This window comes from Aggregatibacter segnis, assembly GCF_003130075.1.
GTDB classification, from domain to species: domain Bacteria; phylum Pseudomonadota; class Gammaproteobacteria; order Enterobacterales; family Pasteurellaceae; genus Aggregatibacter; species Aggregatibacter segnis_A.
Genome location: NZ_NRCW01000001.1, coordinates 111493 through 124243, shown reverse-complemented (window position 1 = coordinate 124243; position 12751 = coordinate 111493). Strand labels below are relative to the sequence as shown.

Annotated in this window: 14 protein-coding genes; 5 read left to right on the top strand and 9 right to left on the bottom strand. The window is 41.7% G+C overall.

Annotation, left to right across the window (positions count from 1 at the left end; all coding sequences use genetic code 11):
* Positions 1 to 31 precede the first annotated feature (31 nt).
* From mnmE to rpmH, 5 genes are all read right to left on the bottom strand, one after another.
* Positions 32 to 1387 (bottom strand): tRNA uridine-5-carboxymethylaminomethyl(34) synthesis GTPase MnmE, encoded by a 1356-nt coding sequence (mnmE, locus tag DK415_RS00665; protein WP_109431998.1) that lies wholly within the window; start codon positions 1385 to 1387, stop codon positions 32 to 34.
* A 198-nt stretch (positions 1388 to 1585) separates the two neighbouring features.
* Positions 1586 to 3217 carry a membrane protein insertase YidC gene (gene yidC, locus DK415_RS00655; RefSeq protein ID WP_048749384.1) on the bottom strand — a complete coding sequence of 544 codons (1632 nt, stop codon included), beginning with the start codon at positions 3215 to 3217 and terminating at the stop codon, positions 1586 to 1588.
* Positions 3217 to 3480 (bottom strand): membrane protein insertion efficiency factor YidD, encoded by a 264-nt coding sequence (gene yidD / locus DK415_RS00650; protein ID WP_109431996.1) that lies wholly within the window; start codon positions 3478 to 3480, stop codon positions 3217 to 3219. Before yidD ends, yidC begins: the two co-directional genes overlap by 1 nt.
* Positions 3435 to 3803, bottom strand: coding sequence for a ribonuclease P protein component (gene rnpA, locus DK415_RS00645; RefSeq protein ID WP_109431995.1), 369 nt, complete (start codon positions 3801 to 3803; stop codon positions 3435 to 3437). Before rnpA ends, yidD begins: the two co-directional genes overlap by 46 nt.
* A gap of 12 nt (positions 3804 to 3815) precedes the next feature.
* Positions 3816 to 3950 carry a 50S ribosomal protein L34 gene (gene rpmH, locus DK415_RS00640; RefSeq protein WP_005539760.1) on the bottom strand — a complete coding sequence of 45 codons (135 nt, stop codon included), beginning with the start codon at positions 3948 to 3950 and terminating at the stop codon, positions 3816 to 3818.
* 422 nt (positions 3951 to 4372) lie between these two features.
* Here rpmH and dnaA point away from each other — a divergent pair, with 422 nt between their 5' ends.
* From dnaA to recF, 3 genes are read left to right on the top strand one after another with little or no spacing between them, the layout of a single operon-like run.
* The gene (gene dnaA, locus DK415_RS00625; RefSeq protein WP_109431993.1) at positions 4373 to 5734 is read left to right on the top strand and encodes a chromosomal replication initiator protein DnaA; all 1362 of its coding nucleotides are present in this window, start codon (positions 4373 to 4375) and stop codon (positions 5732 to 5734) included.
* A gap of 10 nt (positions 5735 to 5744) precedes the next feature.
* Positions 5745 to 6845, top strand: a complete 1101-nt coding sequence (gene dnaN, locus DK415_RS00620; RefSeq protein WP_109431992.1) for a DNA polymerase III subunit beta — start codon at positions 5745 to 5747, stop codon at positions 6843 to 6845.
* Between the two features lie 3 nt (positions 6846 to 6848).
* On the top strand, positions 6849 to 7925 hold the full coding sequence (gene recF / locus DK415_RS00615) for a DNA replication/repair protein RecF (RefSeq protein WP_109431991.1): 1077 nt from the start codon (positions 6849 to 6851) through the stop codon (positions 7923 to 7925).
* A 44-nt stretch (positions 7926 to 7969) separates the two neighbouring features.
* Here the strand turns inward: recF and DK415_RS00610 are convergent, their stop codons facing one another.
* The gene (locus DK415_RS00610) at positions 7970 to 8725 is read right to left on the bottom strand and encodes a class I SAM-dependent methyltransferase (protein WP_109431990.1); all 756 of its coding nucleotides are present in this window, start codon (positions 8723 to 8725) and stop codon (positions 7970 to 7972) included.
* Positions 8726 to 8903: 178 nt separating this feature from the next.
* Here DK415_RS00610 and sodC point away from each other — a divergent pair, with 178 nt between their 5' ends.
* Positions 8904 to 9473, top strand: coding sequence for a superoxide dismutase family protein (gene sodC / locus DK415_RS00605; RefSeq protein ID WP_048749375.1), 570 nt, complete (start codon positions 8904 to 8906; stop codon positions 9471 to 9473).
* Between the two features lie 165 nt (positions 9474 to 9638).
* Entirely contained in the window at positions 9639 to 10058 is a 420-nt protein-coding gene (gene psiE / locus DK415_RS00600) for a phosphate-starvation-inducible protein PsiE (protein ID WP_048749371.1), read from the top strand.
* An 84-nt stretch (positions 10059 to 10142) separates the two neighbouring features.
* Here psiE and era read toward each other — a convergent pair whose 3' ends face one another.
* From era to lepB, 3 genes are read right to left on the bottom strand one after another with little or no spacing between them, the layout of a single operon-like run.
* Positions 10143 to 11048: a GTPase Era gene (gene era, locus DK415_RS00595; RefSeq protein WP_109431989.1), complete on the bottom strand. Its 906-nt coding sequence runs from the start codon at positions 11046 to 11048 to the stop codon at positions 10143 to 10145.
* The gene (gene rnc, locus DK415_RS00590; protein ID WP_109432216.1) at positions 11045 to 11725 is read right to left on the bottom strand and encodes a ribonuclease III; all 681 of its coding nucleotides are present in this window, start codon (positions 11723 to 11725) and stop codon (positions 11045 to 11047) included. Before rnc ends, era begins: the two co-directional genes overlap by 4 nt.
* A 1-nt stretch (position 11726) precedes the next feature.
* Positions 11727 to 12749 (bottom strand): signal peptidase I, encoded by a 1023-nt coding sequence (lepB, locus tag DK415_RS00585; RefSeq protein ID WP_109431988.1) that lies wholly within the window; start codon positions 12747 to 12749, stop codon positions 11727 to 11729.
* Positions 12750 to 12751: the final 2 nt, after the last annotated feature.

Below are 12751 nucleotides of genomic sequence, written 5' to 3'. Positions count from 1 at the left end.
AAATGCAGTCAAAACCGACCGCACTTTGTCTCTATTTCCCGATACAAAACGAACTAAAAATATTCGTGAGCAAATCATCAGAGGTAAACTGGCCGGTAATTTCACTTAAAGCATCTTGCACCATACGCAACTCTTCCGCCAACAATTCACCGGCATGGAATTGGGTTAATTGAATGTGTCCCGTCTGTAAATGTTGTGCTGCCTGTTCTAAGGCTTCCAAGTGGCGACGGCGAGCTAAGAAGCCCCCTTCGATACCTGTTTGATACCCCATCGCTTGTTTTAAATGCTCACGCAATAAATCCACGCCTTGCTGAGTTTTGGCGGACAAATTGACGACCGTATAACCGTCTTGCTCATATAAGCGTTCCGTTTCACCGGTTAAATCCGCTTTGTTGCGAATAATGGTAACCGGAATATTGTTCGGTAATTTTGCCAGAAATTCCGACCGCACTTTAGCTAAATCTTGCTCGCTATCACTGCTGTCTAACATCAATAAAATACGATCCGCCTGTTCAATTTCATTCCACGCACGAGAAATACCAATGCGCTCCACCTCATCTGTCGCATCACGTAAGCCTGCGGTATCAATAATATGTAATGGCATGCCATCTAAGTGGATATGCTCGCGCAACACATCCCGCGTAGTCCCAGCAATGTCTGTGACAATGGCTGCTTCACGTCCGGCAAGGGCATTCAACAAACTGGACTTACCTGCATTCGGACGGCCTGCAATGACCACTTTCATCCCTTCACGCAAAATAGAACCTTGTTTAGCTTCGGCACGCACCTGCTCCAACTGCGCAATAATGCCATTCAAATGTCCTTCAATTTTGCCATCGGCAAGAAAATCGATTTCTTCATCCGGAAAATCAATCGCCGCCTCGACATAAGTACGCAAATAAATGACAGAATCCACAAGCTGATTCACTTTATTGGAAAACTCGCCTTGCAACGATTTTAGGGCTGAACGTGCAGCCTGTTCGGAGCTGGCATCAATTAAATCGGCAATCGCTTCCGCTTGGGCTAAATCCAATTTATCGTTCAAAAATGCCTGCTCAGAAAACTCGCCCGGACGTGCGAGTCGAATGCCATCAATAAGTAAAATACGCTTTAGCAATAAATCTAATACGACCTGTCCGCCGTGCCCCTGAAGTTCAAGCACGTCTTCGCCGGTAAAGGAATTTGGCCCTTTAAAATACAATGCAATCCCTTGATCTAACACGGTGCCATCAGCATCTTTAAAGGGCAAATAATCTGCCATACGTGGTTTGGGGCATTTTCCTAATACCGCTTGTGCCACATCAGTGGCCTTCGGACCTGATACACGTAAAATGCCAATACCGCCACGCCCTGGCGCAGTGGCTTGAGCTACGATTGTTTCTTTCATAAGTCTGCTCTCAAAACGTTTAATTTTTTCTTCACAAGGTCGCTTGTTTCCCCTAATTGGGTCGTTGACAGAACCAACAGTCAAAAAGCGTTGCGTTTTGTAACCGCACTTTATGACGCAAAAGTGCGGTCATTTTTTCGTGCATTTTTTAACTAAAATAAAAGGCACAATGCGTGCCTTTTAATTCTCTAGATTTCACTATTTTTTATGACGGGTATGTAACCCTTTTTTCTCTAAACCACGATAAATCAGTTGTTGTTGGATAATCGTGATCAAGTTAGATACCAACCAGTAAAGCACCAAACCTGCCGGGAACCAAAGGAAGAACACCATGAAGATTAACGGCATGAAGTTCATGATTTTTTGCTGCATCGGATCGGCAACCGGTGTCGGAGACATTTTTTGCAACAAGAACATGGAGGCGCCCATTAAGATCGGTAGGATGTAATACGGATCTTGCGCAGACAAGTCTTGAATCCAACCAAAGAACGGTGCGTGACGTAATTCAACGGCTTCCATAAACGTCCAGTACAAGGCAATGAAAATCGGCATTTGTAACAAGAGCGGTAAACAACCACCTAATGGATTTACTTTCTCGTCTTTATATAGTTTCATCATTTCTTGGCTCATACGCTGACGATCTTCACCGAAACGTTCACGCATTTCTTGCAATTTTGGTTGCAACATACGCATTTTAGCCATTGAGGTATATTGTGCTTTTGTGAGCGGATATAAAATCGCTTTAACCACTAAGGTAACACAGATGATCGCCACACCCCAGTTGTGAACTAATTGTTGAATGAATGTCAGCAACCAGAATAATGGTTTTGCAATAAACCACGCCCAACCGTAGTCCACAGTGAGATCTAAATGATCTGCAACTTGTCCCATTTCATTTTGTAATTTTGGACCGGTCCATAATTTGCTGGTTAATTTCTCGGTTGTATTCGGTTGAATCGCAACAACCGGACCGCGATACCCAATTGAGCCGATGTTGTTGGCTTTATCTGTCAAAGTATAAAGTTGATTATCGGCATCTTGGTTAGGAATCCAAGCAGAAACGAAATAATGTTGTAACACCGCAACCCAACCGGCTTTGGTATTCACTGATAAATTGGCATTTTCCATGTCACTGAAACTGTATTTTTTATAATTAGTTTCAGAAGAAGAATAAGCACCACCGGTATAAGTTGGCATCGCCACATTACCGGAGCTATCAACTAAAGTATGTCTTAACTGACCATAAGGCTCAACTTCAATCGTTTTATCACTTTGGTTATTAATTTCATAATTGACCGCAATGTCATATTCACCGCGTTTCAATACAAAAATTTTACGATAAGTCACGCCCTCTTTTTGATAAACCAAAGGAACAATTAATTCATTTTGACCATCGGCTAATTTGAAGTTTTCACCCTCAACTTGATAATCAGCACGACCTGCTTTCGTATCAATACCATCTTTACCGATTAAACCGCTTTGAGCGATATAAACGTGTTCCGGTGTATTTTGTAACAATACAAATGGCATGTTGGAATCTAGTTCAGCATCATATTTCAACAATTCAGAACTAATAACATCCCCACCTAAGGTATTAATTTTCAAACGGAATACATCATTTTCTAATGTAATCACTTTACCTTTTACTTGGGTATCCGTTGCGATGACTGTATTGCTCCCAGTAGAAGAAGCCGGCACATCCGAAGTGGATGTCACGGTTTGCTCAGTTGCCACAGGTTTTGGCGTGTGATAATCAAGTTGCCATTGCTGATAAACAATAAAAGACATAAAAAGTAGTGCAATGACCAACAGGCCGCGTCTTGAATCCATTATTTATTCTCTGTTTTGTTATTATTGATCTTGGGTGGAACGGGATCGTATCCACCCGCGTTTAAAGGATGACATTTTAATATACGTTTAAGCGTAAGCCAACCACCTTTTACCACCCCATGCGTTTTTACCGCATCAATCCCGTAGCAAGAACAAGTTGGTGTGAAACGACAACGGGGACCAATTAATGGGCTGATAACAATCTGATAAAAACGAATTAATCCGATAAGGACTTTTGCGCCAAACGAATGTGTCTTTGCCATAATTTATCCAGGGTTTGCCATAAAGTGCGGTTGTCTAAACGGCCGATTCCCTGTTTTGCTACAACAACAAAATCATAATTCGGTAAGCTATGCTGTGCTAAACGAAAAGATTCACGACATAACCGTTTAATACGATTACGATCATGGGCTCGTTTGAGGTGTTTTTTGGCCACAGTTAAACCTAAGCGAGGATGCTCAAGGTGATTTTTACGGGCAAGAACAGTGATTTCAGGTGAACTGGCGCGGGACGGCTGTTGGAAGACGTATTTAAAATGTTCGGGAGTTAACAAACGTAACTCCCTAGGAAAGTTTAGCTTAACCACATTAATATGCGATTAGGCAGATAAACTTTTACGACCTTTAGCACGACGACGAGCTAAAACTTGACGGCCATTTTTAGTTGCCATACGAGCACGGAAACCGTGAGTACGGCTACGTTTTAATACAGAAGGTTGAAATGTGCGTTTCATTATAATGTACCTAAGTCAAATAGTTTCAGTAACTGTTTCTACTTTAAACGCTGGGAAACGTTTAAATAAACAAAGATTATCAAAAAATAAGGAACGGAATTGTAATCATAAATTCAGCGTTCGTCAAATGAGATTAGGGAAAAAACACGTTAACTCGTTCATTTTTCCATCACTCACAGCATTTAAAAGCGAGGCGATTATACGGTTTTGGCTAAAAATGGCAAGCAACCTTTTTTGCTTTTTTTAGAGCCAGATAGCAGATCTTTTTCCTCTGTTATTGTAAAATAATCACCTTTCCAACCGCACTTTATTGCCGAAAATTCGGCCACCCAATAAGTAATACCTATATAAAACAATAAGATAAAAGGTTGGCAAGGTAATCGAAGGAAAACCATAAACCAATTAACAAGGGATATATTAACGTGGAACACCAGCCGAATTCTCTGTGGCAAAATTGCCTGTTGCAACTACAAGATAAAATTCCTACGGACGATTTCAAAATCTGGCTCTATCCGTTGCAAGCTGAAGTTAGCACAAGCGGTATCTTACTTTATGCATCAAATGCTTTTGTGCAAAAATGGGTAATTGATAACTATCTTCCTTTAATTACTGATATTGCTCGCCAAACCAGTGCGAATCCCAACCTTAGCGTATCGGTTATTGAAGGTATTAAACCCACCGCACCAAAAGTAGAGAAACCTACGAAAAAACAAAGTGCGGTCGGTTTTTCGGAAGAAAAAAGCCCGAATAAAACACCTTACCATTCCAACCTAAATACCAAATTAGTTTTCGAAAATTTTGTTGAGGGGAAATCCAACCAACTGGCGCGCGCAGTGGCGCAAAAGGTCGCAGATAATCCCGGCGAACAAACCGCTAATCCGCTCTTTTTATATGGCGGTACAGGCTTAGGTAAAACCCATTTATTGCATGCTATCGGCAACGGTATTATTGCCAACAATCCGGAGGCGCGCGTGGTGTATATTCATTCTGAGCGCTTCGTTCAACAGGTTGTGACTTATATTCGCGATAACAAAATGGAAGAGTTTAAAAAATTCTACCGCTCTTTAGATGCCTTGTTAGTGGATGATATTCAATTTTTCAGCGACAAAGAAAAAACCCAAGAAGAATTTTTCCATATTTTCAATACCTTATTTGAACGTGGACGCCAAATTATTCTCACTTCCGACCGCTATCCACGTGAAATTGAAAAAATTGAAGAACGTCTAAAATCGCGCTTTGGTTGGGGGCTCACGACAGCCATTGAACCGCCAGATCTTGAAACCCGTGTCGCTATTTTAATGAAAAAAGCGGAAGAAAATAACGTGGATTTACCCCACGATGTAGCGTTTTTTATCGGGCAAAAATTACGCACCAATGTACGTGAACTAGAAGGCGCCTTAAACCGAGTGAAAGCCATGCAGGAATTTAAGGGCGAACCGATCACCATTGATTTTGTGCGTGAAACCTTAAAAGACATGTTGGCGTTACAAGATAAACTGGTAACCGTAGACAATATTCAGAAAGTAGTTGCTGAATATTACCGCATTAAAGTATCCGATTTAAAATCCAAAAATCGCTCTCGCTCAGTGGCTCGCCCACGCCAAGTGGCAATGGCGCTGGCAAAAGAATTAACCAACCGCAGCCTACCGGAAATTGGCAAATCCTTCGGTGACCGCGATCACACCACTGTTTTACACGCCTGTCGCACAATTGCAAGTTTCCGCGACACCGATCCGAATATTCAAGAAGATTGGGCTAACTTAATCCGAACTTTATCCGTATAGGAGTCACCAGATGCAATTTATTATTTCCCGAGAAAATTTATTAAAACCGTTGCAACAAGTGTGTGGCGTATTAAATAGCCGTCCGAATATTCCGGTGTTAAATAACGTCTTATTGCAAATTGAGAATAATCAATTAAGCATTACCGGTACGGATTTAGAAGTCGAACTTTCAACCCAAACGCCATTGCTTCATGCGGAACAAGACGGCAAATTCACAATTCCGGCAAAGAAATTCTTAGATATTTGCCGTAGTTTGCCGGAAAATGCGGAAATTACCGTCACATTTGAAGAAGATCGCGCCATTGTACGCTCCGATCGCAGTAAATTTAATTTATCCACCTTGCCGGCGGAAGATTATCCGAACCTCACAGATTGGCAATCAGAAGTAGATTTCACCCTTGAGCAAGCGACACTACGCCGTTTAATTGAAGCCACTCAATTTTCCATGGCAAATCAAGACGCGCGCTATTTCTTAAATGGTATGAAATTTGAAACGGAAGGTAATTTATTGCGCACCGTTGCAACCGATGGCCACCGTTTAGCGGTTTGTACTATTCCATTAGAACAAGATTTACAGACTCATTCAGTGATTTTACCGCGTAAAGGTGTATTAGAACTGGCACGTTTGTTGGAGCCAAGCGAGCAACCGGCGCGTTTGCAAATCGGCACAAATAACCTACGTATTCAATTAAATAACATCACATTTACATCAAAACTTATTGATGGTCGTTTCCCTGATTATCGTCGTGTGTTGCCACGCAATGCAACCCGCATCGTTGAAGCCAGTTGGGAAACCTTAAAACAAGCCTTTGTACGCGCTGCAATTTTATCTAACGAACGTTTCCGTAGCGTACGTTTACAACTCAGTGAAAACCAACTAAAAATCACCGCAACCAACCCGGAACAAGAGGTGGCAGAAGAAATTATCGATGTCTCTTACAGTGGCGAAGAAATGGAAGTGGGCTTTAACGTCAGCTATATTCTTGACGTGCTGAATGCGTTGAAATGCAATCAAGTGCGTATGCGCTTAACCGATGCTTCTTCCAGCTGCTTAATTGAAGATTGTGAAGACGCCAGCGCAGAATATGTGATTATGCCTATGCGCTTATAATGTATGGCGATTTCACGTTTAACCGTTGAAAATTTTCGTAATTTACAAGCCGTGGATCTGGAATTAGATCACGGCTTTAACTTTTTGGTTGGCAACAACGGCAGTGGCAAAACCAGCTTATTGGAAGCCATTTTCTATTTAGGTCACGGGCGCTCTTTTAAAAGTGCGGTCAGTAATCGGATTATTTCCTACGATCAACCGCACTTTACCCTCTTCGGACAAATTCAAGAACAGCAACACCAATGGTCTGTAGGCCTACAAAAACTACGCCAAGGCAACACGCTCGTGAAAATCAATGGCGAAGACGGCAATAAAATTTCCGACCTCGCACACCTGCTCCCTATGCAAATCATCACGCCGGAAGGTTTAAATTTGCTCAACGGTGGCCCAAGCTATCGCCGCGCCTTTCTGGATTGGGGCTTATTTCATCATCACGTAAGTTTTTATAATCTGTGGGCGAGTTTAAGCCGTTTACTCAAACAACGAAATGCCGCCTTACAGCAAGTTTCCAGTTATCAACAAATGAAAATTTGGGATGTGGAATTAGTCAAACTTGCTGAGCAGGTAAGCCAGCTAAGATCTGAATATGCACAAGCCTTGCAACCGGAAATTGAACAAACCTGCCGTTTATTTCTGCCTGAACTCGACATTGGCGTGAGTTTTCATCAAGGCTGGGAAAAAGAACAAAACTACGCAGAATTGCTAGAGCGTAGTTTCGAGCGAGATCGTGCATTAGGCTATACGGTTTCCGGTCCGCAAAAAGCCGATTTTCGTTTTAAAGCCAATGGATTACCGGTGGAAGATATTTTATCGCGTGGTCAGCTGAAATTATTAATGTGCGCCTTGCGTTTGGCTCAAGGTGAACATTTGATGCAACAAAAACAACGCCATTGTATTTTCCTTATTGATGACTTTGCCTCCGAGTTGGATCAAACTAAACGCAGTCTTCTCGCCGAGCGCCTACAAAACAGTGGCTCACAAGTTTTTGTCACCGCCATTACACAAAATCAGCTCAACGAAATGCAACCGAAAAAGCACCGCACTTTTAAGATCGATTCGGGCAAAATCGAATTGTTGTAAAAAAATTAGCCTCCAGTTTGGGAGGCTAATCATAAGAAAATCGGTTATTTCTGACTACAAACCGCAATAAAATGTAATTTACGTTCTGGGTCATTAAAGGTGCTAAACATTCGCTTAAACTGCTCACGATTTTCTGCTTTTAGAGCATTTTTAATGATTTTTAGTGTGCCTAACACACCTTCGTCATAAATCATGCCTTTTGGCGACAACAGTGTCATCTCACCGGAAAAGGTTTCAATATTACGAAAACCACTGTCTAAAAACACCTGTTTCCAACCGTCTTTGGTTAATGGTGTTACCGTCACATTGATGGCATTACGCATATTTTCCAAAATGGTTTTATGATCATCCCCCACTAACATCACATCATGAGTCAGCAAAAAGCCACCCGGTTTCAATACGCGAAAATATTCAGCAACGGCTTTCATTTTGGCCTCAACAGGCAGCATGGTAAGCATGGCCTCATTAATCACAATATCAAAGGTATTATCTTCAAAAGGCAATTTCATGGCATTGGCGCGTTGCACATGAATTTTGTCCTGCAAGTTATTCGCTGCAATATTGGCCTTGGCTTTTTCCAAGGCGTTTTCATCTAAATCAACACCTTCAATCCGGCAACCATATTGCTTCGCCAATCCAATGGCGGTGGTACACATATTACAGGCCACTTCCAGTACTTTTTTATCTTTATTAAAATCACCGCTTGCAATCAACCAATCGGTGGCTTTACGCCCGCCCGGGCGCAAACGGGTTTTACCTAAACGTGCCAAAAAATTATGACCGACTTCTTCTTTAGCCATCTGATTTCTCCTAAATAAAATAGCAATGATTTCTATTATAAATAAATCTCATTTCGATTAAAGAAAAAAGATAAAAAATTCAAATGTCGTTGATAGTCAATAACATTCTAAAAATGCTCGATTTATGCCTTATTTTAGTTAGAATATAAAAGATTTTTAACATAAAAGGAGTAAACAAATGAAATTTAAAACTCTCTTAGCTGTAAGCATCAGCGCAATCTGTGCTGCAAGCATGGCGAACGCTCATGAACACAAACACGATCACATGGCGCCTGCCGGTGCTTCTATTGAAGTAAAAGTACAACAACTTGACCCAGTTAACGGTAATAAAGATGTGGGTACTGTCACCATTACCGAATCCAACTACGGTTTGGTCTTTACACCAAACTTAAATGGATTAGAAGCAGGCTTACATGGCTTCCATATTCACCAAAACCCAAGCTGTGATCCGAAAGAAAAAGACGGTAAATTAACTGCAGGGCTTGCTGCAGGCGGTCACTGGGATCCGAAAGAAGCGAAACAGCATGGTTTCCCATGGCAAGATGATGCGCACTTAGGCGATTTACCGGCATTAACCGTATTACATGATGGCACAGCAACTAACCCTGTTCTTGCACCACGTATCAAACACCTTGATGACGTTCGTGGTCATTCCATCATGATCCACGTGGGTGGCGACAACCACTCTGACCACCCGGCTCCACTTGGTGGTGGCGGTGCACGTATGGCCTGCGGTGTAATCAAATAATTAATAATGAAAACAAAAAGGCTGACAAATGTCAGCCTTTCTTTTTATAAAAGTGCGGTTAAAAAATCCGATATTTCTCGCTAATCAAATCTATTTACCCTTATCCTCTCTTGTTTTAGAATACGCACCCTTTGAATCTCGTTATAAAATGAAGGAAAGTAAACTATGGAAGAATCTCAACAATTAGAAAAACTCCCCCAAGTGGTCACCGGAATATTAAAAATCGTTTTAAGCTCTGCGCTAATCGCATTGGCACTGGTACTCATTATCGCCCTCGTCAAAATTACATATTCTTTGGCAATGATGGTCTTCAATACCTCATCCATTGTGCCTTATGATGTTGCCGAACAAGCCGTCATGTTTTTCCTCTATTTCGGTTTTATCGGTCTTATCGTGCAATATTTCAAAAGTGGTTACCATTTCCCTCTGCGTTATTTTATTTACGCCGGTATCACCGCCATGTTGCGTCTGATCATCGTAAATCACGAAAGTTCGGTAGATACCCTTCTCTTCGCCTGCGCCATTTTAATTATGGTGATCGCATTATGCTTAGTGCTCTATTCCAATAAATTAAGAAATATCTAAAAATAAAAGTGCGGTCAGAAAACAATTTAATTTTCTACCGCACTTTAAAGATAAAAAGGTGAGCTTATTGCTCACCTTTTTTCATTATTCTTCCATATAACCCAAACTTCGCAAGGCGCGTTCATCATCCGCCCAGCCGGATTTCACTTTCACCCAAAGTTCCAAATGGACTTTATTATCAAATAAACGCTCCATGTCTAAACGGGCTTCTGTACCGATTTTTTTCAATTTTTCGCCTTTGTGACCGATAACGATTTTTTTCTGTCCGTCTCGTTCAACCAAAATTAAGGCATTGATTTCATAAGTTCCGCGCTCGTTCACCTTAAATTGCTCAATTTCTACGGTCACAGAATAAGGTAATTCTTCACCCATAAAACGCATTAATTTTTCACGAATAATTTCCGATGCCATGAAACGTTGAGAACGATCGGTCACATAATCTTCCGGGAAATGGTGCACACCCGGGCGTAAAGACTTACGCACGATGTTCTCAATCACCTCTAAATTATTCCCTTTTTCAGCGGAAATCGGCACGATATCGGTAAACGTAAATTTACTACTGATTTCCGTAATAAACGGCAATAAATCATCTTTATTTTTAATGTTATCGATTTTATTAATGGCAAGCACAACCGGCACATTTGTTTTGCGCAGTTTGTTAAGCACCATTTCATCGTCATCGTTCCAATGAGTGCCATCCACCACAAAAATCACCAAATCCACATCGGTAATCGCACTGCTGGCAGCACGGTTCATTAAACGGTTAATAGCGCGTTTTTCCTCAATGTGTAGCCCCGGTGTATCCACATAAATTTCTTGATATGGACCTTCAGTTTTAATGCCCACAATACGATGACGGGTCGTTTGCGCTTTGCGCGACGTGATAGAAATTTTTTGTCCAAGAATTTTATTCAGTAAGGTAGATTTCCCTACGTTCGGACGGCCTACAATGGCAATAAAGCCACAATATGTTTCAAGTTGTTCTGTCATTTGATGTTTAACTCTTGAAGAATTTGTTCTGCCGCAGCTTGTTCCGCTTTACGACGGCTGGAACCTTTACCGATAAAAGTGCGGTCGTTATCTGAAATGGAACATTCCACGATAAATAATTGGTTATGAGCTTCCCCTTGAATACTCACCACATTGTAAGTCGGTAACGGCTGGCGATTACCCTGTAAATATTCCTGTAAACGGGTTTTGGCGTCTTTTTGATTGTCGCCCGGTTTAATATTTTTGAGGAGCGTTTGATACCAATGATTCACGATCTGTGTCGCATGAGTTAAGCTGCTGTCCAGGGAAATGGCACCGATAATCGCTTCAACACAATCCGCCAAAATAGACTCACGACGAAAACCGCCACTTTTTAATTCGCCTTGCCCAAGGGATAAATAATCACCCAATTGGAAATCTCGGGCAAGAATGGCTAAGGTCGGCTCACGCACCAAGGTCGCACGCATACGGCTCAACTCACCCTCATTACATTTTGGAAACTGGTGAAACAACGCTTCTGCAATGGTTAAATTCAAAATGGCATCGCCTAAGAACTCTAGGCGTTCATTGTGATTATGTCCCGCACTACGATGAGTCAGTGCTTGCTTAAGCAAGGCGACATCTTGGAAATGATAGCCAATTTTTCGTTGTAAACGATCTAAGTTATCTTCTCGCATATTATTGAATTTTTTGGAACAAACGCTCTGTGCGAACGCCGGTTGGCCATTCATCCTGTTCTTTCTTCAAACTCAGCCAAATATAGGTCGCTTTGCCCACAATATTTTGTGATGGTACAAAGCCCCAAAAACGGCTGTCTTCGCTGTTGTTACGGTTATCCCCCATAACAAAATAGTGATCTTCCGGAACAACCCATTCCGTCACATAATTTTCTTGTTTACTAAAGGCTTTATAACGATACCCTTCGTTAATCGGCTGTGGATACCAGTGAATGGCGTGCGCCACATCGCCCGTTTCAACGGTTTCTAACGGTGCCGGGCCATATTGCACTTTTCCACTGTGATCTCGCCCTAAAATGAAACGGAAATTCTCATTAGGTTCAGGTTGGGTATAGCTGAATTCTTTGATATCGCAATCTGCCAAACATTCTTTACCGTCTTTAGCGTAAACCAGGGTTAAATGACGATTGGCTTCATTATAAATCACGCGATCGCCCGGTTTGCCGACAATACGTTTTATATAATCTGTGCTTGGTGATTCCGGCGCTTTAAACACAATCACATCACCACGTTGCGGCTCGCCCATTTTCACAAGAGTATTTTGGAAAACCGGATCTTTAATGCCGTAATCAAATTTGTTCACCACAATGAAGTCGCCAATGCGTAGCGTTGGCTCCATAGAGGAAGAGGGAATTTGAAACGGCTCAAAAATAAACGAACGCACAATTAACACGAACGCAAGCACCGGAAACAAAGACGCAACAAATTCAGAACTTTCGGAAATCGGTTCAATGTTGTTTTTTTCTTCATCACTGAGGCTTTTGCCACTGCGTTGCTCTAAGCGCGAGATTTGTCTGGCGCGCTTCGGCAATACCCCAAAACGTAAATAACACCAGACGGCACCTGAAAGTGCGGTGAAAATAATCAGTAAAATAGAAAACGTATTAGGCAACTGAAAATGATCCAACACTTTCCATAAACCGTATCCAATCGCGATTAAAATAATTGTAAATAAGTTCGACATTG

Excerpts from the sequence above, each read along its gene's own strand:
- mnmE (WP_109431998.1), bottom strand. The coding sequence starts at position 1,387 with ATGAAAGAAACAATCGTAGCTCAAGCCACTGCGCCAGGGCGTGGCGGT.
- yidC (WP_048749384.1), bottom strand. The coding sequence starts at position 3,217 with ATGGATTCAAGACGCGGCCTGTTGGTCATTGCACTACTTTTTATGTCT.
- yidD (WP_109431996.1), bottom strand. The coding sequence starts at position 3,480 with ATGGCAAAGACACATTCGTTTGGCGCAAAAGTCCTTATCGGATTAATT.
- rpmH (WP_005539760.1), bottom strand. The coding sequence starts at position 3,950 with ATGAAACGCACATTTCAACCTTCTGTATTAAAACGTAGCCGTACTCAC.
- dnaN (WP_109431992.1), top strand. The coding sequence starts at position 5,745 with ATGCAATTTATTATTTCCCGAGAAAATTTATTAAAACCGTTGCAACAA.
- recF (WP_109431991.1), top strand. The coding sequence starts at position 6,849 with ATGGCGATTTCACGTTTAACCGTTGAAAATTTTCGTAATTTACAAGCC.
- DK415_RS00610 (WP_109431990.1), bottom strand. The coding sequence starts at position 8,725 with ATGGCTAAAGAAGAAGTCGGTCATAATTTTTTGGCACGTTTAGGTAAA.
- sodC (WP_048749375.1), top strand. The coding sequence starts at position 8,904 with ATGAAATTTAAAACTCTCTTAGCTGTAAGCATCAGCGCAATCTGTGCT.
- psiE (WP_048749371.1), top strand. The coding sequence starts at position 9,639 with ATGGAAGAATCTCAACAATTAGAAAAACTCCCCCAAGTGGTCACCGGA.
- era (WP_109431989.1), bottom strand. The coding sequence starts at position 11,048 with ATGACAGAACAACTTGAAACATATTGTGGCTTTATTGCCATTGTAGGC.
- rnc (WP_109432216.1), bottom strand. The coding sequence starts at position 11,725 with ATGCGAGAAGATAACTTAGATCGTTTACAACGAAAAATTGGCTATCAT.
- lepB (WP_109431988.1), bottom strand. The coding sequence starts at position 12,749 with ATGTCGAACTTATTTACAATTATTTTAATCGCGATTGGATACGGTTTA.